The organism is Glaciecola sp. MF2-115 (genome assembly GCF_047250385.1).
Taxonomy (GTDB): domain Bacteria; phylum Pseudomonadota; class Gammaproteobacteria; order Enterobacterales; family Alteromonadaceae; genus Glaciecola.
Genome location: NZ_JBLBVM010000042.1, coordinates 19,373 through 43,176, shown reverse-complemented (window position 1 = coordinate 43,176; position 23,804 = coordinate 19,373). Strand labels below are relative to the sequence as shown.

22 protein-coding genes and 1 riboswitch are annotated in these 23,804 nt (G+C 41.7%); of the genes, 9 read left to right on the top strand and 13 right to left on the bottom strand.

Annotated elements, in window-relative coordinates:
* Window positions 1-4 precede the first annotated feature (4 nt).
* Window positions 5-439 carry an Rrf2 family transcriptional regulator gene (locus ACKLNX_RS04745; protein ID WP_412971427.1) on the bottom strand — a complete coding sequence of 145 codons (435 nt, stop codon included), beginning with the start codon at window positions 437-439 and terminating at the stop codon, window positions 5-7.
* 282 nt (window positions 440-721) lie between these two features.
* Between ACKLNX_RS04745 and ytfE the strand changes: the two genes are divergently transcribed.
* From ytfE to ACKLNX_RS04725, 4 genes are all read left to right on the top strand, one after another.
* On the top strand, window positions 722-1,381 hold the full coding sequence (ytfE, locus tag ACKLNX_RS04740) for an iron-sulfur cluster repair protein YtfE (protein ID WP_412971426.1): 660 nt from the start codon (window positions 722-724) through the stop codon (window positions 1,379-1,381).
* A 76-nt stretch (window positions 1,382-1,457) separates the two neighbouring features.
* A complete protein-coding gene (gene nrdG / locus ACKLNX_RS04735) occupies window positions 1,458-1,913 on the top strand; it encodes an anaerobic ribonucleoside-triphosphate reductase activating protein (RefSeq protein ID WP_411694337.1) in 456 nt (151 codons plus the stop codon).
* A gap of 1 nt (window position 1,914) precedes the next feature.
* Window positions 1,915-3,723: an anaerobic ribonucleoside-triphosphate reductase gene (nrdD, locus tag ACKLNX_RS04730; RefSeq protein WP_412971425.1), complete on the top strand. Its 1,809-nt coding sequence runs from the start codon at window positions 1,915-1,917 to the stop codon at window positions 3,721-3,723.
* Between the two features lie 144 nt (window positions 3,724-3,867).
* Entirely contained in the window at window positions 3,868-5,595 is a 1,728-nt protein-coding gene (locus ACKLNX_RS04725) for a SulP family inorganic anion transporter (protein WP_412971424.1), read from the top strand.
* A 462-nt stretch (window positions 5,596-6,057) separates the two neighbouring features.
* Here ACKLNX_RS04725 and ACKLNX_RS04720 read toward each other — a convergent pair whose 3' ends face one another.
* A complete protein-coding gene (locus tag ACKLNX_RS04720) occupies window positions 6,058-7,671 on the bottom strand; it encodes an antiporter (protein ID WP_412971423.1) in 1,614 nt (537 codons plus the stop codon).
* A 335-nt stretch (window positions 7,672-8,006) separates the two neighbouring features.
* On the opposite strand from ACKLNX_RS04720, the gene narL reads away from it, so the two are divergent.
* Genes narL through ACKLNX_RS04705 form a run of 3 tightly spaced genes read left to right on the top strand, consistent with a single transcriptional unit; the run spans window position 8,007 to window position 10,298 of the window.
* A complete protein-coding gene (gene narL / locus ACKLNX_RS04715) occupies window positions 8,007-8,660 on the top strand; it encodes a two-component system response regulator NarL (protein WP_411694342.1) in 654 nt (217 codons plus the stop codon).
* Between the two features lie 3 nt (window positions 8,661-8,663).
* A complete protein-coding gene (gene glp, locus ACKLNX_RS04710) occupies window positions 8,664-9,902 on the top strand; it encodes a gephyrin-like molybdotransferase Glp (RefSeq protein WP_412971422.1) in 1,239 nt (412 codons plus the stop codon).
* Between the two features lie 24 nt (window positions 9,903-9,926).
* Window positions 9,927-10,298, top strand: coding sequence for a YbaN family protein (locus ACKLNX_RS04705; RefSeq protein ID WP_412971421.1), 372 nt, complete (start codon window positions 9,927-9,929; stop codon window positions 10,296-10,298).
* Here the strand turns inward: ACKLNX_RS04705 and moaE are convergent.
* From moaE to ACKLNX_RS04675, 6 genes are all read right to left on the bottom strand, one after another.
* Window positions 10,266-10,751 (bottom strand): molybdopterin synthase catalytic subunit MoaE, encoded by a 486-nt coding sequence (moaE, locus tag ACKLNX_RS04700; RefSeq protein ID WP_411694344.1) that lies wholly within the window; start codon window positions 10,749-10,751, stop codon window positions 10,266-10,268. The genes ACKLNX_RS04705 and moaE overlap by 33 nt on opposite strands.
* A gap of 1 nt (window position 10,752) precedes the next feature.
* Complete coding sequence (moaD, locus tag ACKLNX_RS04695; protein WP_412971420.1) at window positions 10,753-10,998, bottom strand: molybdopterin converting factor subunit 1; 246 nt, start codon at window positions 10,996-10,998, stop codon at window positions 10,753-10,755.
* A gap of 84 nt (window positions 10,999-11,082) precedes the next feature.
* Window positions 11,083-11,625: a molybdenum cofactor biosynthesis protein B gene (gene moaB / locus ACKLNX_RS04690; RefSeq protein WP_412971419.1), complete on the bottom strand. Its 543-nt coding sequence runs from the start codon at window positions 11,623-11,625 to the stop codon at window positions 11,083-11,085.
* Entirely contained in the window at window positions 11,609-12,241 is a 633-nt protein-coding gene (locus ACKLNX_RS04685) for a molybdenum cofactor guanylyltransferase (RefSeq protein WP_412971418.1), read from the bottom strand. The genes moaB and ACKLNX_RS04685 overlap by 17 nt, the downstream gene beginning before the upstream one ends.
* Before the next feature lie 44 nt (window positions 12,242-12,285).
* Window positions 12,286-13,260: a GTP 3',8-cyclase MoaA gene (gene moaA / locus ACKLNX_RS04680; RefSeq protein ID WP_412971417.1), complete on the bottom strand. Its 975-nt coding sequence runs from the start codon at window positions 13,258-13,260 to the stop codon at window positions 12,286-12,288.
* Window positions 13,250-13,459, bottom strand: a riboswitch (molybdenum cofactor riboswitch). (Overlaps the previous gene by 11 nt.)
* A 181-nt stretch (window positions 13,460-13,640) precedes the next feature.
* The gene (locus tag ACKLNX_RS04675) at window positions 13,641-14,843 is read right to left on the bottom strand and encodes an alginate export family protein (protein ID WP_412971416.1); all 1,203 of its coding nucleotides are present in this window, start codon (window positions 14,841-14,843) and stop codon (window positions 13,641-13,643) included.
* Window positions 14,844-15,105: 262 nt separating this feature from the next.
* On the opposite strand from ACKLNX_RS04675, the gene moeB reads away from it, so the two are divergent.
* Window positions 15,106-15,867, top strand: coding sequence for a molybdopterin-synthase adenylyltransferase MoeB (gene moeB / locus ACKLNX_RS04670; RefSeq protein WP_412971415.1), 762 nt, complete (start codon window positions 15,106-15,108; stop codon window positions 15,865-15,867).
* A 51-nt stretch (window positions 15,868-15,918) separates the two neighbouring features.
* Here moeB and ACKLNX_RS04665 read toward each other — a convergent pair whose 3' ends face one another.
* Window positions 15,919-16,794: a hypothetical protein gene (locus tag ACKLNX_RS04665; RefSeq protein ID WP_412971414.1), complete on the bottom strand. Its 876-nt coding sequence runs from the start codon at window positions 16,792-16,794 to the stop codon at window positions 15,919-15,921.
* Window positions 16,795-16,877: 83 nt separating this feature from the next.
* Window positions 16,878-20,126, bottom strand: coding sequence for a S41 family peptidase (locus ACKLNX_RS04660; RefSeq protein ID WP_412971413.1), 3,249 nt, complete (start codon window positions 20,124-20,126; stop codon window positions 16,878-16,880).
* 218 nt (window positions 20,127-20,344) lie between these two features.
* Here ACKLNX_RS04660 and ACKLNX_RS04655 point away from each other — a divergent pair, with 218 nt between their 5' ends.
* Window positions 20,345-20,884 carry a PH domain-containing protein gene (locus ACKLNX_RS04655; protein ID WP_412971412.1) on the top strand — a complete coding sequence of 180 codons (540 nt, stop codon included), beginning with the start codon at window positions 20,345-20,347 and terminating at the stop codon, window positions 20,882-20,884.
* A gap of 76 nt (window positions 20,885-20,960) precedes the next feature.
* On the opposite strand, the gene ACKLNX_RS04650 is transcribed toward ACKLNX_RS04655, so the two are convergent.
* Genes ACKLNX_RS04650 through ACKLNX_RS04640 form a run of 3 tightly spaced genes read right to left on the bottom strand, consistent with a single transcriptional unit; the run spans window position 20,961 to window position 23,550 of the window.
* Window positions 20,961-21,116: a hypothetical protein gene (locus tag ACKLNX_RS04650; protein ID WP_412971470.1), complete on the bottom strand. Its 156-nt coding sequence runs from the start codon at window positions 21,114-21,116 to the stop codon at window positions 20,961-20,963.
* Window positions 21,116-22,315, bottom strand: coding sequence for an NnrS family protein (locus ACKLNX_RS04645; protein ID WP_412971411.1), 1,200 nt, complete (start codon window positions 22,313-22,315; stop codon window positions 21,116-21,118). Before ACKLNX_RS04645 ends, ACKLNX_RS04650 begins: the two co-directional genes overlap by 1 nt.
* Before the next feature lie 2 nt (window positions 22,316-22,317).
* On the bottom strand, window positions 22,318-23,550 hold the full coding sequence (locus tag ACKLNX_RS04640) for an MFS transporter (RefSeq protein WP_412971410.1): 1,233 nt from the start codon (window positions 23,548-23,550) through the stop codon (window positions 22,318-22,320).
* Between the last annotated feature and the right edge of the window lie 254 nt (window positions 23,551-23,804).

Here is a 23,804-nt window from a genome sequence, read left to right as displayed (position 1 = left end):
CACGTCATTCGTCCAGTTTAAGGAAATGTAATAATGCGTTTTGTTTATCTTCCAATAGATCTGCAAGCGTGAATTGCTTTAAGGTATCTAAAAAAGCTGTCGTAGCTAAATTGAAGGCTTGCTTTAGCCTGCATGCAGGTAAAATAACGCACTTTTGTTTCTCGCAGTCTATGATCTCTAGTGAGTTTTCCATCATAGTGACCATCTCACCTACGTTAATATCACGCGCCTCTTTGGCAAGATAGAAGCCACCACCTTTGCCTCTTTTAGTCTCAATTATCTTAGCCTGCCCAAGTTGATGGACTATTTTATTAATGTTATTGCGCGATATATCGTAGGCTTTGCTTAACATATCAATGTTAGCCCGCTCGCCTTTTGGTAATAAGGCTAAGAAAATGAGTATTCTCATCCCATAATCGGTGTGTCGCGTGAGTTGCATAAATGCTCTTTAATTATTTCCTTTGGATTACAAAAAATAAGATACATCTAATAAGTATTTTTATAAAGCACTTAATAAACCTTCACTGTGATTGCATCAGAATTTGTAGATAGAGCCATTAAACAGATTCATTCAAACTTACACCCATTCTGACTTGTACCCCATAAGTGTTACCTCTTAAAACCTTAATCTTTAAACATGCATATTATTTACATCTTTAAATTAAACGCTAAACTCAAACCATGTTTTTTATTTTTAATCTGCTTTTAGAAGGAAGCATTTATGTCTTATTTAGATTGGTCAATTGGTGATATCGCCACACAAGTTCCGGGCGCAACAGGCGTTCTTTTCGAGCATAAAATTAATTTTTGTGGTGATGGACCTAGATCGCTAACAGAAGTAATCAAACGCAAACAGCTCGATGAAAATTTAATTAATACTCAATTGGCAAACTTAGTCACAAGAGATGCTGACAAAATTGACTACAACAGTATGAGCAATGCTGAACTCATTGAACATATCCTAAGGCGCTATCATGAGGTTCATCGTGTTCAATTAGCTGAACTTATTCGATTGGCTGCAAGAGTAGAATTAGTACATTTTGAAAAACCCCAATGTCCTTTGGGACTCGCAAAACACCTTTCTCAAATGCAAACAGATTTAGAGCAGCATATGCAAAAAGAAGAAAACATATTATTTCCCATTTTGATGCAAGAATTCGCGCCCACTGTGCAGGGGCCAATTAGTGTAATGAAAGAGGAGCACTTAGATCACATGCAAGATATTGAAACAATTTATAAGTTAACTAACGACGTCACCTTGCATCCAGGTGCCTGCAATACTTGGACGGCTCTATACTTGGGCTTACAGGAATTTATCAGTGATATAAACATGCATATTCATGTTGAAAATGACATTTTATTCGCTCGTCAAAGTTACTAAATATTGATCTAGATCGCCCATATGTTGTGTTTATGAATTATAAATACACAACATATTGTGCTTTAGAGAGATTGGAATGTTTAATACGCTTGCCCCTCAAATTCTATTTCAAGAAGTTCCTGATGAAGTCAGTTTAGGCTTTACGGTGATGGGCTGTCAGCTTAGATGCAAAGGCTGCCATAGTACCGATACTTGGTCTGAAGATGGTGGCAGCCCGTTAACTGCAGAAATATTTAGAACCTACCTAAAGCAATATGTCGACTATATATCCTGCGTAATATTTTTTGGCGGTGAATGGCAAGCTGAAAAGTTAATAGAAATGTTGGATATCAGTCATGATTTTAAACTCAAGACTTGTTTGTATACGGGTTTAAATCAAGTGCCAGAAAAAATAATAAAGCGACTCACATTTCTTAAAACTGGTCCGTGGATTAGGGAGCTAGGTGGATTAGACCAAGCAACGACGAATCAAAAATTTATAGAAGTGTCGAGCAATCGCATCCTAAATCATAAATTCCAGGAGACACACTGACATGTTGAAACTACCTAAAGAACACATCGCACAAAAGCTCGATTTTATAGACCATTACATGCAAGCTCAAAATGCCGCAGATGGCGCTCGCTTAGATGCGAATGCAAACGTAACGCAAAAGAACATAGCAACTCTAGAAGCTGAGCTAATGAAAGATTATTTCATTCAAGTAAATAGAGCTCAGGTTCAAAAACGAATTAAAAAACTATTTGGTGCACCATTGGCAAAAGAGTATGTTCGTCAAATTGAGAATCATGAAATATATGTGCACGATGAAACAAGCTTAAAGCCCTATTGCGCTTCAATTACGATGTATCCATTTTTACTCGATGGACTAACAAAATTAGGTGGAGAGTCAAAAGCCCCTCAGCATTTAGAATCTTTCTGTGGAAGTTTTGTTAATTTGGTTTTTGCGATTAGTGCTCAATTCGCAGGTGCGATTGCCACGGTCGAATTTCTTATTTACTTTGATCACTTTGCGCGCCGAGAGTTTGGTGAAGCGTATTTAACGACGCACACTAAACAAATTCAGAATCACCTCCAGCACGTTGTTTATGCAATCAATCAGCCTGCCGCGGCTAGAGGATATCAAAGCGTATTTTGGAATATTTCTTTGTACGACAAATGCTACTTTGATTCAATGTTTGGAGACTTTGTTTTTCCAAATATGGATAAACCGGAGTGGGAGAATATTAAAGCAATACAATCATTCTTCTTGGAATGGTTCACCGCCGAGAGAGATAAGGCAATATTAACATTCCCCGTTGTGACTGCAGCGATGTTGACGGAAGATCAGAAAGTAAAAGATCAGGAATTTGCGAGCATGTGTGCTCAATCCATGAGTAGTGGCGGTTCATTTTTCGTGTATCAATCGGACAGTCCAGATTCACTCGCTTCCTGTTGTCGCTTGCGTAACGAAATAGTGGACAACACCTTCTCATATAGTCTTGGTGCAGGTGGTGTTTCAACAGGATCCGTGAACGTTATTACAGTGAACATGAATCGTTTGATACAGGACGGACGGAACCTAGAAAAAGAAATCGATAAAATTCATAAATACCAAGTGGCTTACCGAAGCTTAATGCAGGACTATTTGGATTTGAACGCACTGCCAGTCTACTCTGCAGGCTTCATTGATATGAACAAGCAATTTTTGACCATAGGAATTAATGGCTTACCCGAGGCCGCGGAGTTCTTGGGCATCAAAATAGATAACAATGCTGACTACAAAAATTTTGTCTCGGATAACTTAAAGGTGATTTTCGATGCTAATAAACGCGCATTGAAAAAGTATGGTTATCGCTTTAACACAGAGTTTGTACCTGCTGAAAATTTAGGTGTAAAGAATGCAAAGTGGGACAAAGAAGATGGCTACTGGGTGCGTCGCGACTGTTATAACTCATACTTTTACATTGTAGAGGGTGAAGAAGTTAATCACATCGATAAGTTCCTGATGCATGGCGAGGAAATGACGCAGTATCTTGATGGCGGGTCGGCACTACATTTAAATCTGGAAGAGAAACTGACGACAGAGAACGCGCTAAAAATTCTCAATATTGCTGCTAAAACGGGGTGCAACTACTTTTGTATTAATGTGAAAATTACAATTTGCAATGAGTGTGAGCACATAGATAAACGCACGCTATATAAGTGTTCTTCTTGCGAATCTACCAATATTGATCACGGTACACGCGTAATAGGGTATTTAAAAAGAGTGTCGTCTTTCAGCCAAGGACGCCGAGTAGAGCATGGTTTGCGACACTACCACAAAACGCCAAATAAACCAGAACGACACGCTGTCGCCAGCTGATAATTGGGCTTTTCCCTTTATTGCAAGGATGCAAAAACTATCTTAACTGCGCTAGGTATTGTGAAATCAATACCTAGCGATCTGTATTTACTTAAATAATAAACGTAATATTACTGCATTCGCTCAATTAGCAAGGAATGGGGTATGTTGTCACGTTTGTTTGATTTAATGCCGGGTTTACATACCTTGTTGCATTATGAACGTAAGTGGTTTGCGGACGATCTAAAAGCCGCATTATCTGTTGCTGCGGTAGCCTTGCCCGTGGCCATTGCATATGCACAACTTACCGGTGTCAATGCCGCGGTGGGCTTATATTCCTGTGTGCTGCCAATGCTAGTATATGCGTTATTTGGCACATCCAAACAGTTGATCGTGGGCCCTGATGCCGCGACCTGCGCCGTTATTGCTGCTGTTGTGACTCCGCTGGCGGCGGGGGACAGTTTCAAACATTGGCAACTAGTCGTTACCATGACAGCTATGACTGGCTTTTGGTGCCTCATTGCTAGCAAATTTAAGCTAGGCGTACTCGCTGACTTTCTGTCTAAGCCTATTCTCATGGGCTTGCTGAATGGTGTCGCAATTACCATTATTGTTGGTCAATTCTCGAAGGTTTTTGGTTTTACTTTTGATGAAAAGTATTTGCTTGAACGCTTAGGCGGTGTTCCCACTTATTTATCACAAACACATGTTCCTACTTTGCTGATGGCCATATTAACGGTGGGTATTTACTTTGGCATGAAGCGCTTAAAACCGGCATGGCCGTCGTCTATGTTTGCTATCGCTTTCGGCGCTATCTTAGTGTGGCTGTTTAATCTAGGGCAGTTCGAGGTAAAAACTATTGGTACAGTTACCGGTGGTTTACCCTTATTTCAAGCTCCTGAGTTTAGCATCGGTATAATCCGTGAGTTAGTGATGCCTGCCCTCAACTTATCTATTGTGAGTTTCGTGAGCATGATGCTAACGGCTCGCAGCTTCGCAACAAAAAATGGGTATGATATTGATGCAGATAAAGAGTTCAGAGCTCTAGGCATAGCCAACTTCGCATCTGCTTTATCTCAGGGTTTTGCGGTGAGTGGGGCAGATTCTCGCACCGCTGTGAACGATGCAAACGGTGGTAAAACGCAGTTAGTGTCGATTATCGCAGCGGTGATTATTGGCATTATTGCGGTATTCCTGACGGCGCCTCTTGAGTTTATCCCAAGTGCCGCTTTGGGTGTGGTATTGATTATTGCTTCCATACATTTGTTAGATTTGAAGGCGGTATGGCAGCTTAAAAATAAAGATCGCCAAGCATTCTACTTGGCAAGCGCGACATTGTTTGCCGTTCTCTTCATTGGGGTTATTCCAGGTATCACGCTAGCCGTATTGTTGGGCTTGTTTCAATTCATTCGTATCGTGATGCGTCCAAGCGACCATATATTAGGTGTTGATATAAATGGTGTTGTTCGCAGTTTAGATACCACAGATAAAGCGAAAGCCGTTGAAGGTATTTTCATCTATCGTTTCAACTCGCCATTAACTTACTTTAATTCCAGTTACTTCAAGCGCCGCCTATTAGAGCAATACGCAAGACAAAAAGACGATATTGAGTGTGTCATCATCGATGCGGTTCCTTGTTTTACTCACTTAGATCTTAGTGTGATGGCAATGCTAGCTGACTTGGATCAGATATTCAGAAAGCGTGGAGTAAGGCTAGAGTTAGCAGGTAGAAAGCGTCAACTGAGGGCTTGGTTTGACAAGGCCGGGATTAAATCAGGAAAAGAGGGGATCTATATTCGTTCAGATTTGTACTTGGCCTTGAGAGTGAACAAGCGCAAGCGAGCTGTTACACAAGCAGTGGAGAGTGAAGTAGAAAATAGAAAGGAAGTGTAGATTGACAAAAAAGTATCATATTTTTACGAGTCGTATAAATGATGGTTGACCGGCAAGTGTCATCCAAAAACGGTCATAGCCGATACATCCAACACGTTATTTGAAACTTCCCACCGTCATCACCGCGAAGGCGGTGACCTCCAACTATTTAGAGAAATGTTTCGATAACAACAGATTTTATGTTATTGAAATAACTTTCTTTTTTTGAATTATCTATGCTGTTTTGGGGGGTTCCCACTTTCGTGGGAATGACCTAGGGTGTATGAGATATAAAGGTATTCAATCCGTCCGGATCATGCCCCTAAGGAGACCACCGCATACGCGGTGGTGACGAGCAAGAAACCTGGGCAATCCAGTTAGTCGAAACGCCTACAAAGTGTGATACTTTTTTGTCAAGCTACAGAAAGCGCTATCTCTAGCGCTTCCTTTTTTCCGGTTTAAGTTGGAGCATTAAGCCCATAATTATGGATTATAAAACTCACCATCTTTGCGCAAGTAAAACCAGTAGTTAAGCAAAATACACACGCCATAGAAGACCGCAAATCCAATGAGTGCAACTTCAGGTGTAGTGGCTTTAATTTGTTCTCCTAGTACTTTAGGAATGTAGAATGCACCGTATGCTGCTACTGCTGAAGTCCAACCTAATACCGGACCCGCTTGTTCTTTAGGGAACACCATTGCGATTGTTCTGAAAGTAGAGCCATTACCAATACCAGTCGCTGCGAAGAGCAAGAGGAACAAGACGAAGAATGGAATGAAATACTCTTCAGGTGTCGCAGACTGATAAGCTAGCTTCATGTAATAAGCAACACCAAGCGCACTTCCTATCATCACGACAGAGCATATTTGCGTTACAAAAGCGCCACCCAACTTATCAGCAACCCAACCACCTACTGGACGAATGAGTGCTCCAATGAATGGGCCCATCCAAGCATACATCAGCGCACTTGGGCCATTCGCATTTATAGTGTTATGCGTCATGGTGCCATCAACCATTATGTGGCTGTAACCAAAGATGACTTTTATCGCGAGTGGGAACGATGCGGCAAAACCAATAAATGAACCAAATGTCATGGTGTAGATAACACTCATTGCCCAAGTATGCTTGTTGTTAAATATTTTGTATTGGCGAGTAAGACTCGTTCCTATAGCACCAGGTAGTATTTTCAAAATAACGACAGTCGCTGCTATTACCATAACTAGCACGACTTCTTTTGGCACACCAAAACCAGAACCATTTGCTGATTCGGGTAGCATTAACCACAAGCCAAATGCCGCGATAACTAGACCAATTAATAACATTACTGTAATCAGTGCAAAAGAGGTTAGCGGATTGCCGATGTTTGGTGATACTTCTTCTGTACGGATGTTATTCATTCCAAACCAGGTCAGAAAGAAAAGCGGAACGAGTAATAGCATCCAAACAAAACCAGCGTTTGAGATGAAACTCTCTGTACCTACTGGTATTTTGCCGATCAAGGTACCTGACGCATTAATGAGTATCATTGGATCGCCGCTTAAGGCACCAAAGGCTGCGAATGTCATAAACAATGGCACAACGATTTGCATAGTGGTAACACCGAAATTACCTAAACCGGCGTTTAAGCCTAATGCTAAACCCTGTTGGCTTTTCGGAAAGAAGAAGCTGATATTTGACATAGACGAGGCGAAGTTACCGCCGCCGAAGCCAGATAAAAGTGCTAATAATTGAAATTGCCAAAGTGGTGTATCTGGGCTTTGTAACGCAAAGCCAGTCCCAACGGCGGGTAGCATCAATAGTGCGGTAGTAAAGAATATCGTATTACGCCCACCGCATAGTCGGATAAAGAAGCTACTAGGTATACGAAGTGTTGCGCCGGTTAAACCCGATATTGCCATTAATGTGAATAGCTCTGCCTTCTCAAAAGGAAAACCTAAATTCAGCATTTGTACCGTTATAACGCCCCAGTATAACCAAACAGCAAAACCGGCAAGTAGGCTAGGAATCGATATCCAGAGATTTCGATTAGCGATTTTCTTCCCTTCTTTTTCCCAGAAGTCATTGTCTTCGGGATCCCACTTATGTAGATCGGACATACGCTTTCTCCAATTAAAATAATGTGCATAATCTACTTACACTATGGTCTAGCTAGTCGTTACAAACAATCTGCATCAATGGGTATAAATTAAAGACATTGTAGGCAACGCGAACAGCGTGAAAACACTATAGTTAGTAATCATTAAGGCTTGTGCATGTGCTTGTAAAGCATGAGAATAAAGGCGTTAACGCAAAGCAATGCAACTACCACTTAAGGGGTAATTTACTTACCTCTTAGTAATTTATAGTTTGCAAGAATCTTCGTGTATAGTTGTGCATATAAGGTGGCGAATGCGATAAACCACAAACAAAATTAATGTATGGAGAATCCCAGATGTTTCAAGACCAACCCGCCACTATCATGATGGTAGATGATCACCCACTTCTGCGAAAAGGTTTGAATCAATTATTATCTTTTGAGGACGATCTAAATGTAGTAGGTGAGGCGAGTTCAGGCCAAGAAGCTATTGCACTCGCGCTTGAATTACAACCCGACCTAATTACGCTTGATTTGAACATGCAAGGTATGGACGGTTTAGAAACACTTAAGATAATGCGCGACAAGGGTGTGGACTCTCGCATCATCATGTTAACCGTATCGGATAACGATGAAGATGTTGTAGAAGCTATTCGCTCTGGCGCAGATGGCTATTTACTGAAAGACATGGACCCAGATGAGCTCATCATTAAATTACGTGAAGCTGCTTTGGGTAAAATGGTGATGAGTGCAAAACTGACCGAAATTCTCGCCACTGCATTAAGAAAACCAGAAAGAGCGGGTAGCCGCGCATTAGCCAGTTTAACTAGCCGAGAATTGGAAATACTCAAACTTATCGCCAAAGGTATGAGCAATAAACTCATTGCGCGCGAACTCGACATCTCCGACGGCACGGTCAAAGTACATGTTAAACACTTCTTGAAAAAACTTAACCTTCGTTCACGCGTGGAAGCTGCGGTGTGGATGGTTAATCATCAAAACGGAAACTAAGCTATGAATTGCGCTTGTGATGCACCAGGGTTGATGCCGATAGAGCATGCGATGGAAATGATTAGGGACACCATAAGCCCTATTTCCGAAGTAACACAATGCCCATTGAGTGACGCACTCGATCGCGTGATTGCTCAAGACATCATTTCCCCTATTAATGTGCCTGCATATGACAATTCAGCAATGGACGGCTATGCCCTTAGGTATGCTGATTTTTTGCAATCAAAAACCTTAAAGCAAGTCGGTAAGAGCTTGGCTGGCAACAGTTTTGAAGGGGAAATTAAGGCGGGCGAATGTGTACGCATCATGACGGGAGCCGAAATTCCTACAGGCGCTGACACAGTGGTTATGCAAGAGAACACCAGTGCTAACGAACTAGAGATCACCTTTCTGAAGGCGAGTATGGGTGACGCCATCCGTCCCGCGGGTGACGACATTAAAAAAGGTGCGGTAGTGCTTCAAGCGGGTGCAAGAATATCACCCATTGATATTGGCTTACTCGCTTCACTAGGCTTTGCTAGCGTTCCTGTTTTTCGTCAATTGAAAGTCGCAGTATTTTCCACGGGCGATGAACTGCTTGCTGTCGGAAATACCCCTCGTGACGATAGAATATTTGATACAAACCGTCCAATGCTAGTAGCGATGTTATCTAAGTTAGGCGCAGAAGTGTTCGACTTGGGCATCATCCCTGATAGTAAAGATCAAATTAGAGCCGCATTTGAACAAGCGAATGCACTCGCTGATTGCGTAGTAACTAGCGGGGGGGTGTCGGTAGGTGAAGCCGATTATACACGAGAGATATTGGAAGAATATGGCAGCATCGATTTTTGGAAGCTCGCAATAAAACCGGGAAAACCGCTCGCGTTTGGCAGCTTACCAAACAGTATCTTCTTCGGATTGCCTGGCAATCCAGTTTCTTCTGCTGTGACCTTCGATCAAATTGCTGCGCCAGCATTGGCTTATTTAGCTGGTTGTAAAACTAAGAAAGTGGACCTTCTTCCAGCGATTGCTGCTACCCCTTTTCGAAAGAGACCGGGAAGAACTGACTATCAACGAGCATTTTACTTTGTTAACGAAAACGGTGAATTAAACGTTGAAACTACTGGTTCACAAAGTTCGGGCGTCCTCTCCTGTTTTAGGCAGAGTAACTGTTATGCCGTGCTTGAAAATGAGAGGGGTAAAGTGAATGAAGGTGAAATTGTACACATACTCCCATTTACTAACATAATTAGTTCTGTTTAGTTATCAGGCGCGAATATTACACCTATGAAGCCAGTGATTGAACGTTACACATTAATAGCCTTAGGCTGGCTTTCACTGCTTTTGGGACTTATTGGTATTGTGCTGCCTTTACTTCCAACAACTCCATTTGTGCTGCTTGCCGCCTTTTGCTTTTCCAAAAGCTCACCACTTATTCATCGCAAGTTGATGGCGAACAAGTATATGGGGCCGATCATTAAGGATTGGGAGCAAAACGGGGTAATCAAATTAAGGACGAAGTGGGTAGCAACAATAACGATGCTTTTACTTGTTTCATATCCTTTGTTTTTTAAGATACAAAATTTGCTGATACAAGTCACAATAGTCATCGTTATGCTTTGTGTACTAGTCTTTATTTGGACTCGCCCAAGTCGCTGAATTATCACCTGACCAACGTGCCTTCGCTTTTTCATCAGACTTTTTAGCCTCAACCCACTTCATTCCGTTTGAAGTGCCTTCTTGTTTCCACAATGGCGCATCTGATTTTAGATAATCCATAATAAACTGAGTGGCCTCAAATGCATTGTTTCGATGTTTTGATGTAACACCAACAAAAACAATCTGTTCGGATGCTTCAATAAGACCCACGCGATGTATGATTCTTATTTGCCCTAAGGTCCAGCGTTTTTTCGCTTTTGAGCATATATCCATTAAGGATTTTTCTGTCATGCCCGGATAGTGCTCTATAAATACACTGGATACCGAGCCATCGACATTGAAGTCGCGAACTAAGCCCGTAAACGTGACAATAGCGCCGTCACTGTCAGCATTATCTTTTAAAAACTTGTACTCGTTGCAATGATCGAAATCTTCTTCCTGAACGGAAATCATGTCAGCCACCAGTTACCGGAGGGAAAAATGCAATTTCGTCTCCGTCATTAATTCTTGCCTCATGGCCGCATAGCGTCTGATTGACGGCAACCATGACATCTTGCTCTTTTAACATCAGCAAGTTATCACTTTTTTCATATAGCTCTGATAGTAATTGTGACACAGTTTGCTCGCCCGCGTATTCAAAATTCATTGACGCAGAGCCTAGACGTTCGCGTAAACTTGCAAAAAACCTAATATGAATCATCTTCCTTCTCCTAATGACTGCTATAGCAAATGACTTTGAATAAAAAGTCTGGCTCGCACCTGCGTTATGTCACTTCGTAGTATTTTATTGTGTTCGACTTGCGCAAAGATCAACATTGGCTTTTAAATGCGGCACAAAATTACATGGCCCTTGTGCGCCATCAAGTTGTGCCTTAATAATGCCTTGCCAAGCAGTTTTGCATGCGCCAGTTGAACCAGGCACACAGAAAATAACGGTGTTATTTGCTAAACCTGAAACGGCTCTTGATTGAATAGTCGAGGTACCAATCTCTTGAAAACTCAGATACCTGAACAATTCACCAAAGCCCTCAACTTCTTTATCAAATAATGGAGTAACTGCTTCGGGCGTTGAGTCACGATGGGTAAAACCTGTGCCGCCTGTAATTAGAATAGCTTGTATATCGGGATCAGCAATATAGTCGGACACCACTGCTCTAATACGGTAAATATCGTCGATAACAATATCGCGCCTTGCAATGGCATGACCTTGCTCACTTGCACTTGAAGCTAAATATTCACCAGATGTGTCCGTGCTTGAATCACGAGTATCGGAAATGGTAAGCACGGCTATGTTCAAGGGGACAAAAACTTTATTTGAATGACTCATACATTTTCTCAATGGGCTTGTTAGTTGTTGGATTATTTGCAAATTGCTGCATCGCGAATTGCCACTGTTCTGGGGTATTGGCATTAAACATCTTGGATGCGACTGAGTTCTCCAATTCCACTAAAGGAAGTTGGGAGCAAAACTTTCCAACGGATAAACACTCAGCAAACTTCAATGTATAATCAAGAGCTTGTCTAAAGTGCGGTGTGTTGTTAATAAAAAGAGGTAAATTGTCGGTGTCGAACCTTGCGTTGCTCTGATTCTGTTCGCCACTATCAATGAGTTGTTGTAGCGTGTTAGCGTCAAGCAGTGGCAAATCGACGGGAACGACAAGCAGATTACAGTTCGGAAATCTATGAGCCATACTATGAATACCAGATAAAGGACCTTTATTAGGAATTAAATCCGCCATATGCTCCTCGTTGCCATCGTTTCGACTCACAAACACTTTTGCTGTAGAGGTCTTCTCAAGAGTGCGGCGTGTTCTAGTGATCATCGAATCTGAGTCGATTTGCAATAAGGCTTTGTCTTTACCCATACGTGAAGAACGACCGCCAGCAAGCACTACACCGATCGTTTTTTTACCGTTTTTTATACCGTACTGACTCAAGTTCATAATACGCTTCCGTTTTTTTAGTAAACTCAAAAACGAGTTTGAGCCTAACCACCTAACATTGCTAATTGCTTAGTCGCGCCTGTATAGCCGTCTTGCAAAAAGTGCGTGCCTTTCTTCGTTTGTACATGGCGACTAATTGCTTCAACTGTTGCATCAATATCACCACTTTCAAGTAAAGGCAGAATGTCTTGCCCTTCATCGGCAAACAAACACAAATGTAACTTACCCTGAGATGACACTCTTAAGCGATTACAGGTGTCACAAAAATCTTTGCTGTAGGGCATGATCAAGCCGATATTGCCAAGGTAATCACTATGCGTGAATTCTTGTGCCGGCCCAGCATCTTTGCCTCTTATGATGCGTTCCCAACCATTCTCAAGAAGCAATTCTTTAATGGACTCGCCAGCAACGTGGTTGTGTGCAAAAAAAGATTTGTTATCGCCAGTTTGCATTAACTCAATAAAGCGCCAAGTGACGGGATGTTGCTTCAAATACTCGAAAAAGCTGTTGAGTTCTTTGTAATTAAACTGCTTCAACATCACGGTATTAAACTTCACAGTTTGGATACCAGCCTGAATTGCGGCATCAACACCTTCCAATATATCTTCTAGTTTTTGCTTGCCGGTAATAGCTGCAAACATTCTAGGATCTAAACTGTCAGCGCTCACATTAAGTGCGTCTAAACCTGCATCTTTATATTTCTGCGCATCTTTATTCAAGCGAAAAGCATTGGTTGTTAGTGCCACTTTTTCAATGCCTTCGGTCTGCTTACACAGTGCAATAATGTCACACAAATCTTTTCGTAACGCAGGCTCACCGCCAGTGATGCGAATTTTGGTAGTCCCCATTCGTGCAAACGCACTCACTAAGGTACTAATTTGATGGAGGCTGAGCCCTGTTGTTGGTGTGTCACAATCATTCCCGTTGGGTAGACAGTAGTTACACCTAAAATTACACAATTCAGTAATTGAGAGCCGCAGATATTTAAATTTTCTGCCAAATGTATCTTGTAATTCCACGTAAACACCTTTCCAATTGTCGAGGATAATACTCGTCGGGCGGCTAGCTGATTTCTCGGGCTAACCGGGCAGTGAACTATCAATATCGGTATCGTTTGCGAATGTTTAGCAAGCTTAATTTATTGAGAGCTACTGCGGCTTATGTTCCATAGAGATGAATGAACACTTTAGGAAAATAAGCTCGGAGTTTTGCTATTAGTTAAGTGTGAACCATAACAAGGTAATTTGTTATTGCGCTGAAGGGATACTCACTAGGGAGTAGATACTTTATAGCTAATCCATGCAGCTTATTTGCGGTTCATACGATTTCTTTGCGAGGCAGCACTCAGTTAACCGCGTACTGCAAGCTAACTGAGTTGGTGTTCTAAAACGGTTTCATCCTAGAACTTGAATGTCAGCATACCCCATATTTTATTTGTATCGACTGAAAAGTCGTCAGCGCTGTAGTTTGCAAACTTGACCATAAGCCCAACTTTATCAGCCACTGGGTACTTAGCAATAAGATCCAACTCTGTGCCGTAGTCAATTGAGCCAGTATCAGATTCTAGTTGATGATAAATTGCAGTGAGTGCTAACTTACCAACTTTGCCTGAAGCTTTAACATATAGGTCATTGACCCCGTTTGCTGGAGTGCCAAGGAACTTATCAGTAAAACCTTGGAATTTGTGCAAAGTAGCTAGAGGCGTACTAAATCCAACGCCGCTATCACTCCCCAATGATTCGTAACCGATACCAAGGTTGACCGCTTTTAATTGAGTACCTAATTCTAAGGCCAGATATTGTGCGGAAAAGTCAGTAGGATTATTTCCAGTGTCGGACTGATTCGCAAAGGCAGCATGTACTTTCACTTTGGAAACACTACCGTCGTAGCTAATACCCATTGTGCGCGTAGAAATGCCTGCGGCTGTATCAAAATCTAATTCATAAACGAAAGCAGCAAGTTTATGACCCTTGTTTACAGGGTAAGTCACATTGAGTAGGTGCAGATTACCTGCTAGATCGGAGTTGGCGCTATCAGGTCCAAAAATTCGATTCACATTGTAAACATAGCTGTAGTCGATTTTAACGCTATCTTTACTACCATATTGTAAGCGGTATGCATCAAAAGTCTGTTCGTTCTGCCGCCATGCTACGCCACCCACAAAACGTTGATCGTTGTGATTGATGCGTTGGCGACCAAAAGATAATTCAAAATCTTCATTTTTGTAGCCAACATAGGCTTGATTTACTTCTGTTAAAGTTGGGTCAGCAACAACAGGATATTGTGTGTGGCCATTTACGGTGCTGTTATAGTTTTCGTTACCAATTGAGCTGATATTATCCACTTCAAGTACAGTGTAAAAACCTTTCACATCTGCGCTTGTAAAGCTCAAGCGAGTTAGCAATGTGGATGCGTTTGCTGTTTTATCGATATTGTCTTGGTCTACTCGTTCAAAGCGATAGCGCATCGATAAATCAGTACTGCCGTTTGTGACCGCATCTTGTAGAGCCTTTAGAGTGGATTCTTCCGCGAAGGCTTGCCCTGAAATCATTGCGCTGGCACCTAATGTAGCGGCGATGAACATTGCTAAACGTGTTTTCATAATATTCTTCCTAAGATAAATAACTGGCTTTATTATACAAGAGGAAATTGAAAAATAGTTTATAAAACAACGGGATACCAATATTGATTTGATTTGAGATTATCGTGATAGATATATCTACCACTTAGGAGGCATTGCGATAATAATTCACTAGTGGTACAAAATTCACAGAGGATAAAACCTAGATTAAAATGAAAAAAGTATCACACCTGAATGCACGTATGTTCTTCAAGTCAATAATGAGTACAGATTAGAAAATTAGATGAAATACAAAACACTCTCTACACCACAAGCTTTACGATATAGCCGTCAGATACTACTTTCTGGCTTCGACTTGGACAAGCAGGAAATTCTTATTAACAGCAGTATATTGATGATTGGTGCCGGTGGCTTGGGGTGCGCAGCATCACAGTACTTAGTTGCAGCGGGTATAGGTAAAATCACCATTGTTGACGACGATATTGTTGAATCAACCAATTTACAACGCCAGGTGCTTCATTTTGAGAACAGCATAGGCGAGAAGAAAGTCGATTCAGCAAAGCGTACATTGAGTAACATTAATCACTTTGTCGACATTAACACGGTGGACCGCAGGCTTTCAGCAGAAGAACTGAACGTACTTGTGAGCGAACATGATCTTATGTTGGATTGTACGGACAATTTGGAAACGAGAAATTTGTTGAACGACCTGTGTTATCAAAACAACAAACCTCTGGTGTCGGGCGCTGCGATAAGAATGGAAGGGCAGGTGTTTTGTGTTATTCCTGAGCGTAAAACGGCTTGTTATCGCTGTGTTAGCCATTTTTTTGGTGAGCAGAATTTAAGTTGCGTGGAGTCGGGGGTAATGTCGCCGGTTGTAGGCATTGTGGGCGCTACGCAAGCAAATGAGGCAATTAAAATTTTGACTGAATTTGGCGAGCCAGCAGTCAACAAACTGCAAGTATTTGATGCGATGAATTCGAGTTGGGAGAACTTTAAAGTCAATCCTTTGCCAGATTGCAAAACCTGTTCTTCAAAAGCGTAAAAAAAGTGCACTGAATGAAAGAGAATGCTTAAAGCTTTAAAATATCTAGGGCTATTCCAATGTATTCACATCATTATAAGTAGCACAGCGTCTACGCCAGCCAGCAAGCCAGTTTTGTTCAACGTCTCGTTGTGGGGAGTTTTCTACTCTGCGAGTGAGCATGGCATCGCAGGAGCGAGAGAAAGCCATATGCGGGTTATCTGCATCATCTTGCATATTGAGAAGTACCTGCAATAAGCCCCAACCTTGATTGTTATACTTTTCGGTCTCTGAAGTGCCTTCTCCTTTAAAGTTCACGTAATCAATCAATGAATACATGCCTAAGTCGTTTGCAGTAAGCGCTTCGAAACGCCCCGCGACGCGTATTTTAGATTCAGGGCTATCCAGAGTGGCTAACATCAGTGGCAAAGATTGGCGCATGCGTTGCTGAATAAACCTAAGCTGATGTTCAAATGTAGATATGAGTAAATGCCGTAAATCTTGCATTTGCTTACTATTCTTTGCTTTTATGAAATCTTCTTTAGTTTGCCAAGGACAGTGTTTTTGCTTTTGTAACCACGCAGGAATGTCCACGCCTTTTGACTGCATATAATGCAATAAGCTTGGGAATGTTTCCGTGAATCGACTGTCCGTACCCTCTGGAAACCAAATGAAGTGTCCTAAGCCTAAGCTAGCAAAAGCTTCGCCTTTGTTCCAAGCAATTAAATACTCAGGATTGCTACCGGTTTCATTGTGGTAAATTTTTTGACCGATAGTGTGCAATTGCTTGTCGGATAGCTCGGATATATTGTCTGCGAATGACTTTGTCGAGAGTGAAATCGCAATAATGAGCAATATGTAGTTGAAGTGTTTCATGGATAGAAGTGTTTCATTGAGATTAGGCAAGTTAATTGATTGCAGGCCCTTAACTCTAACTTTGTGTTTCATATGTGGCAAGGCTTAAAATCAAAAAGAAAGCGTGAACTCCAAAGACCAAATTGGCCAAGGTATTCACGCCTTCATCTTGTTGCTTATTTCAGATCCTTCAGCATTTCGTCAATGGCACGCTCTAACTGCTGATCACGGCCTTTATCAACGATACCTGGAAGGTTTTTAATGATGATATCGGGTGAGGTTTGATTGTTCTCTAGCCATTCACCCGCTTTGTTTTTCGCGCTAATCGGCACTACGCCCCAATAGACACCATCCGAGAGGCGCTCCCAACCTGCAAAGCTGCAAGTGCCTGGTACTGGCATGCCTACCGACTTACCTATTTTTAAATCGGTATATCCGCTTGCATAACAATGCCCGTCGCTATACATCGATTCATTAAATAGAGAAATGACCGGTTTGGTATAACGAGAGGTGGGCTCACCACCCATTACTCTGTCTGCCGTTGCATATGTCAGGAAGGATTCGCCAGTAAAGAACATCGCTAAGTCTGCAACTAAGTCGCCACCACCATTATTGCGCGCATCAACAACCATCGCTTTTTTGTTAAAGAAGCGGCCCATCATGTCGTCGTATATACTGCGATATGGAGCGTCAGACATACTTGGTAGATGCACATAACCAAGTTGGCCATTGCTTCGAGCAAGCACTTCGTCTTCGTTCACTTTCAAATAGCGTTGATACAGCAAGCGGCCTTCGTCGCCTAAACTAATTGGTTTGACGGTTATTTGAGATGTGCTTTTGCTCGCTTCATCATAAAGCTCAAGAAGCACAAACTTACCTTCTTTGCGATTCAATAGAATTGGCCAATCAATGTCTTGCGTAATAGCTTGGTTGTCTATCTTGGTAATGATATCACCAGCTTTTACATTGAATTTAGCTTTATCTAAAGGACCATCGGTGATCACTTCAGTTATTTTTATACCGTCGCCCTTATACGCAAAGTCATAGAAAACACCCAATGCAGCTGTGCTGTCTGCATTAGCTGAAGATGAGCGAGCGCCCGAGCCAGAATGAGAGACATTCAATTCACCTAGCATTTCACTTAGTAAGTGAGCGAATTCATTTGGAGTAGCAACGTGAGCAACCTTAGGTTTATATTCTTTGCGCATTAGCTCCCAATCGATACCGTGGAAAGTCGGTTCATAGAATATTTTTGAAGTTCTTAACCAGACATGATCAAATTCGTTTTGGCGGATCTCATTTTGATCCACTAGCATTTTTTCACTAATGCTGATCCCTTCTTTTTTACCGGCTTTCAAATCAATTTTTGCGATAGAGCCCCTGCTGAGCAAATACAGGTTTTCCATTTTAGGATCCCACATTAAGCTGCCGTTCGATGCGCCAAGTGACAATGTTTTCTTCGTGTCTTGCGTGCGAAGATCGGTTTCCCACAAATCGTATTTATCTTCAAACTGCGACAAGTAATATAACTTGTCCGCTTCTTTATTAAGGACTGCATCGGATAGGTTAGATGAGTGAATAGTTAAACGTTTAACGCGTCGGTCTAAGCCTTTCCAATCAACTTCCAGCTTAGCGATTTCTTTTTTCTCGTCATCTTTTTTATCTTTATCGTCTTTTTTGTCCTCGTCCTTCTTATCGTCATCTGATTTTTCAGCTTCTTTTTGTGCGTCTTCTATCGCCTCTAAAAGAGCAAAATCTTCCTTACTTAAGTTGAATTTATCCCATTCTTCCTGCGTAAAGAACAGAGTATAGACATCGCTTTGGCTGCGACCGCTGGTGGCATAACTCTTCAAACCTTCACGGTTACTAAACCATATAATCTGCTTGCCATCATTTACCCATTTGGGTGAAGAATCGTAGTAGCCACTCTCAATCAACATACGCTTATCTTGATCGCCACTTGCACTTAGCAGCGCGATATCTGCATTCTGCATATATTTGCTAAGTTGATACATAATCCACTGACTGTCGGGGCTCCAGCTGAATACTTGATCGCCATCACTCCAATGAATGCTGTCCTCAGGTGTTAGTACAGTCACGCTTTTTGTCGTTTCAAAATCCATCACTTTGATTGTGCGACGGTCCTCAACGAAGGCAAGGAGCTTACCATCGGGCGATATCTTAGGTTGATAATTGTCTTTTTGATTGTCTAATACTGCAGATTCTTCAATTAGGGTAGCGGCGTAAAAGAAGGGTTCCTGTTCTCTTACTTTATTGGCTTTGAATATACTCCATTTACCACCACGCTCTGATGCATATATAAGGTAATCCCCCTTAGGTGAGAAACTAACCGACGCCTCTTTTGCCGCAGTGTGCGTTATTTGCTTAGTAAAGCTGCCATCGTCAGAAGTAACAAATACTTCACCTCTCGAAATAAACGCGATCTCTTTACCATTGGGTGATATTGCCATATCGGAAATTTCACCATTAATGGCAAGTAAGTCTTCACTGTTTTGAATATCTTGGGTACGAATACTCACTTTGAGCTTTTGAGGTTTAGCACCTTCCTTCATCGTGAATAATTCACCATGGTAGCTGAAAGCTAGCGTGTTTTTTGCTTTTGATAAGAAGCGAACTGGGTGCAAGTCAAAGTCAGTAATTTGCTCTGTCTTCTCTGGCTTATTTAAACTCAACTTGTGCACGTTGAAAGTGCCGCTTTGTTCACTTAAATAATAAATGCTTTGATCGTTATCGGAATAAATTGGATTGCGGTCTTCACCAATAAAACGCGTGATTTGTGTGTGTCTGCCGCTTTTCGTATCGTAAGTCCAAATATCGCGAGTGGCCGCACTAAGATGGTGTTTACGCCAATAGTTATCAGCACCTGCATCTTGATAAACAAACTGGTCGCCTTTCTTATTAAACTGAACACTCTCAGCAGGGACTGTCAACACTTGCTCAACTCTACCACCTTTAGTTGGGATGGAATAAAGTTCTGGTAAACGGGAAGTCGGATATTGGCGATTTTGCGCACTATCCATTCTGCGCCCTTTGAATAAAATAGCCGTATTATCGACGTTAAATGTGTAAGGTTCCTCGTCACTTGAATGATAGGTAAGTCTTGTTGCTGTCCCGCCTAGCGCACTCATTAAATAGACATCAAAATTACCGTAGCGATCGGAGGCGAATGCGATGTTTTTGCTATCGCTACTCCAAACGGGTCGGTAGTCATGCGCTTTGTGAAAAGTTAAGCGATTTGCTTGCCCGCCGTTTGCAGGTACGGAATAAATGTCGCCTTTATAAGTAAATGCAATACTACTGCCATCGGGTGAAATCGCTGGGTAGCTAATCCACTGAGGATTGATCTCAGCAGCGCTTGAAAAACTTAAAATTGCTAAGGCAAAGGAACAAAATAATCGTTTCATATATTCTTATTTATTGTTGGTATGAATGAAGGCAAAATAAACTATATGCCGACTCTATGCAACTAAAGTAGTGTTCTTGAAGCTCTTATTATACCCGCTTAGTAGCCCTCACTTTTCATATATCATGCATGTACTAAGTGAGTGCATCTTGTATAATAAATGATATGATGAACATACATTCTTCACCTTTAAATTCACTGAGCAGATAAGGAAAGATCATGGAAGAAAAATGCTTACTTCAAGCTAGCTTTAATCCAAAAGTTAAAAGTTACTGGGTCTTATCGTGGGTGTTTGTAAGTGCGTTGACTATTGTGGGTATTGCCTTTATTCCAATTGTAGCAATCATTGTTTGGATGATTTCAGGCAAGATGCTTGATGCAATGTCGGCCAGACTACTTGAACGCAAGTTAGTGGTAAAACGAGGCATTGTGTTTGTTGTCGAAAAATCGATTCCACTTGAAAAAATTACCGACGTCGCGCTAATCCAAGGCCCAATTATGCGTCTTTTTGGTTTGTATCAACTTAGCTTTGAAACTGCGGGTCAATCGGGTACCGGTGCACTAGTATCATTAGTCGGTATTAACGAAGCAGATGCATTTAGAGAGGCTATTCTTGAGCAAAAAGACAAACTGTCTGGCGATAAACCCGCTGTTATTGAAGATGCCTCTTCTACCGGTGACCTAGCAGGACTGACTCAAAGCGTCCAAAATATTGAGAAAATGCTGTCGGTATTGATCGATGAAAAGAAAAATGGGTAGAAGTACGGAGATTATTTGCTTAAAACTGTTGTTGAAAAAAATGAGTCCGAAATAACTCGGACTCAGTCGGGCTAACTTACAGGGATTTTTTGCTGAAATACCAATCGACGTAGTTATAACCTTTATCTTTTCGACCGATAGCATCTTCAACAGTATATGGTGGAGGTACTATAACTTCATCGCCTTCTTTCCAATTCTCTGGTGTCGCTACGGAGTTAGCATCGTGATTAATTATCCAGGACGCCCATCAACCCTCGGTGCGCTCAATATAGGCAAATACACCCAAATAAAACATGCAAAGGTGACGCACCAAAGCGCACCAGATACTAACCATATTTGAGTGATGTATTCAGGTATAAACACAGTCAGTATGCTTCTTACGAAGGCTGCTAATAAAATACTAACGAAGCCGAACACAATAATTGGGGATGCCTTCAGCATTCGGCCAGTATGACCTAGTGACACCCGAGACATCATTGCGATAATCATTCCACCAATAACGCCGACAGTTAAAGCATGCAGTGCAGTGCTCAACATAATAGTACCGAAAGCAAAGTGAGCAGCCAACATAAATAGGCCAATGGGTATGAATATGATGGTTAAGTGTAAAACCCAGACTAATGGAACCGCGAAAGTAAGCCATACGCGCCAACGAAGAATACGAAAGAGATGCAAACATCCGCTAATGAAACAAACAATACTCAATGCCAGTGTGAACTGAGTTTGTCCTGTCATGAAAAAGCCCAGAATCACGAATAAGCTTGTCATAGAAGACAATTCTAACCATTTAACAGGCTGTACTTTTTGCGTTCCCGTGCCATTTGCAGTGAACATGGGGATTACTCGGCCGCCAAGCAAGGCAACCATGACTGTTGTCAGTATTACCATAGCGTGGAAACCTCTAGTACTTAATTCGCTATTATATTCAAAGTGTGGAAGGTAGCTGAGTAAATTAGCGAAAGCCATTAGTGCAAGAACAGGTAGGAACACCATGTTCCTGTATTGTTTTATCTTGAAAAGTGGAAGCCCTAAAAACAAACCCGTTAAAGGTAGAAACGACAAATCAATTAGCATGACGACATAAATCGAGATATCGATATTTGCAAGAATAAGAAAGCGTGCCGCGACCCAAACAATCACTAAGAATAGTAGCTTATTGCCTTTCACACTGGGTATGCCCGTCCATGTTTGCACGGCCGTAAGTAAAAAGCCGGCAATTATCGCCGGAACGAAGCCAAATAGCATTTCATGGCTGTGCCACCAAAACGTACCATTTAAGGGCGTGGGTGAAAAAACTCCAGCTAGTGTCAGTGTCCAAACGGCAATAGCAAAAAATGCGAAGATGCTGCCAAACAAAAAGAAAGGTCTAAAGCCAAGTCTCAAAAGTGGCAACAGTTGCTCTTCTTTCTTTAAATCAGTGATGTTGATCATTGTTAATCCATTTCCAAAAAATTGTGCTGATTGGCGTGCTTAACACGCGCATTGTAACGTTCACGCTTAATAGCAAAATGCATCAACAGCATGCACACTGCCAATACACCATACAGAATCATGAAGCAGGCGCTATGTACGCCAATAAGATCGACGGCTGCTCCGAATAAGATCGGTAATGTGCAGCCTCCAAGTGCGCCTAGCATGGCCACTAAGCCGCCAACGCTTCCCATCTGTTCAGGATAATAATCGTTGATTAACTTATACACGCTGGCGCGGCCAAAGCCCTGTGCTAAACCAATGATAAGAAGCAGTAAGGTGAATATCCAAACATTCAATTCGATGTTTAGTACAACATCTTTCGATACACCATGAATTGTCATAGTAGTAGGTGGATAACTTAAGAAAAATAAGCAAATGAGACAGATCCAAAATACGCCCCAGTTGATATTTCGTGCACCAAATCGATCAGCAAACCAACCTCCGGCAGCGCGGGCCATACTAGAACTTGTTACGAATAGAAGAGTTAGTCCCATTGATTGGTTAAAGCTTAGTTGGTATGCGTTTACGTAGTATTGTGGCAGCCAAAGGAGCAACGCTAGGAAGCTGCCAAACACAAAGTAGTAATACAAGCCAAAACGCCATACTTTTGCGTGCTTAAAAGGCTTTATAAAAAAGGCGAGTGATTGTTTTGGTTTATTGTTCAAATATTCAGGTGTTGAAGGTGCAAACAACCAGAAGCAAAGGCAAGCAATTAGCACCATGACGCAATAGAACAAGCCGATATAGTCCCAACCCCAGATATCGCGGATATAAGGTACGATAATTAAACTTAAAGCGGCACCGGCATTTCCGGCACCAAACACGCCCATAGCAGTGCCTTGTTCGTCAGAATCGAACCAATCTGTTAGATAGCGTATTCCAATAGTAAAGGACACACCTGATATACCAATGACGAGTCCAATCGCTAAGTAGCCGAGAAAACTTTCAATTGCCGGTAAGAAGTACAATGGCGGAACGAGGATCAGCATTTGTATAACAAAGAGCATTTTAGGTGAATAGCGTTCGCACATTATGCCAACTGGCAATCGAAGAAGTGCTCCAGTTAATATTGGCGCTGAAAATAACAAGCCAAGTTCAGTGCTAGAAAGGGACAAGACGGCCTTTAGTTCAATTCCAATAACAGAATACAAGGTCCACACTGAAAAATTAACGGCAAACACTATAGTGGCCATTATTAGCGCGATGGTCGATTTTCGTTGTTTTATTGCCGTATTCAAAATTACTAGGCCGCAAAGTTCACGTCATGCTGACACTATAGAGCGATGAAACTTACTTTGCTATAACCCTAACTAGTCAGTAAATTTTTAGTCGGGTACTTCGTCTACTCATTAAGTGGTATAAGTCCCACAATCCATGCCATATGTAGCTTGTAAGCACACTACCACCAAAGAGCTAAGGCTTTTTCGATGAAGCCTAAAAGCCGATC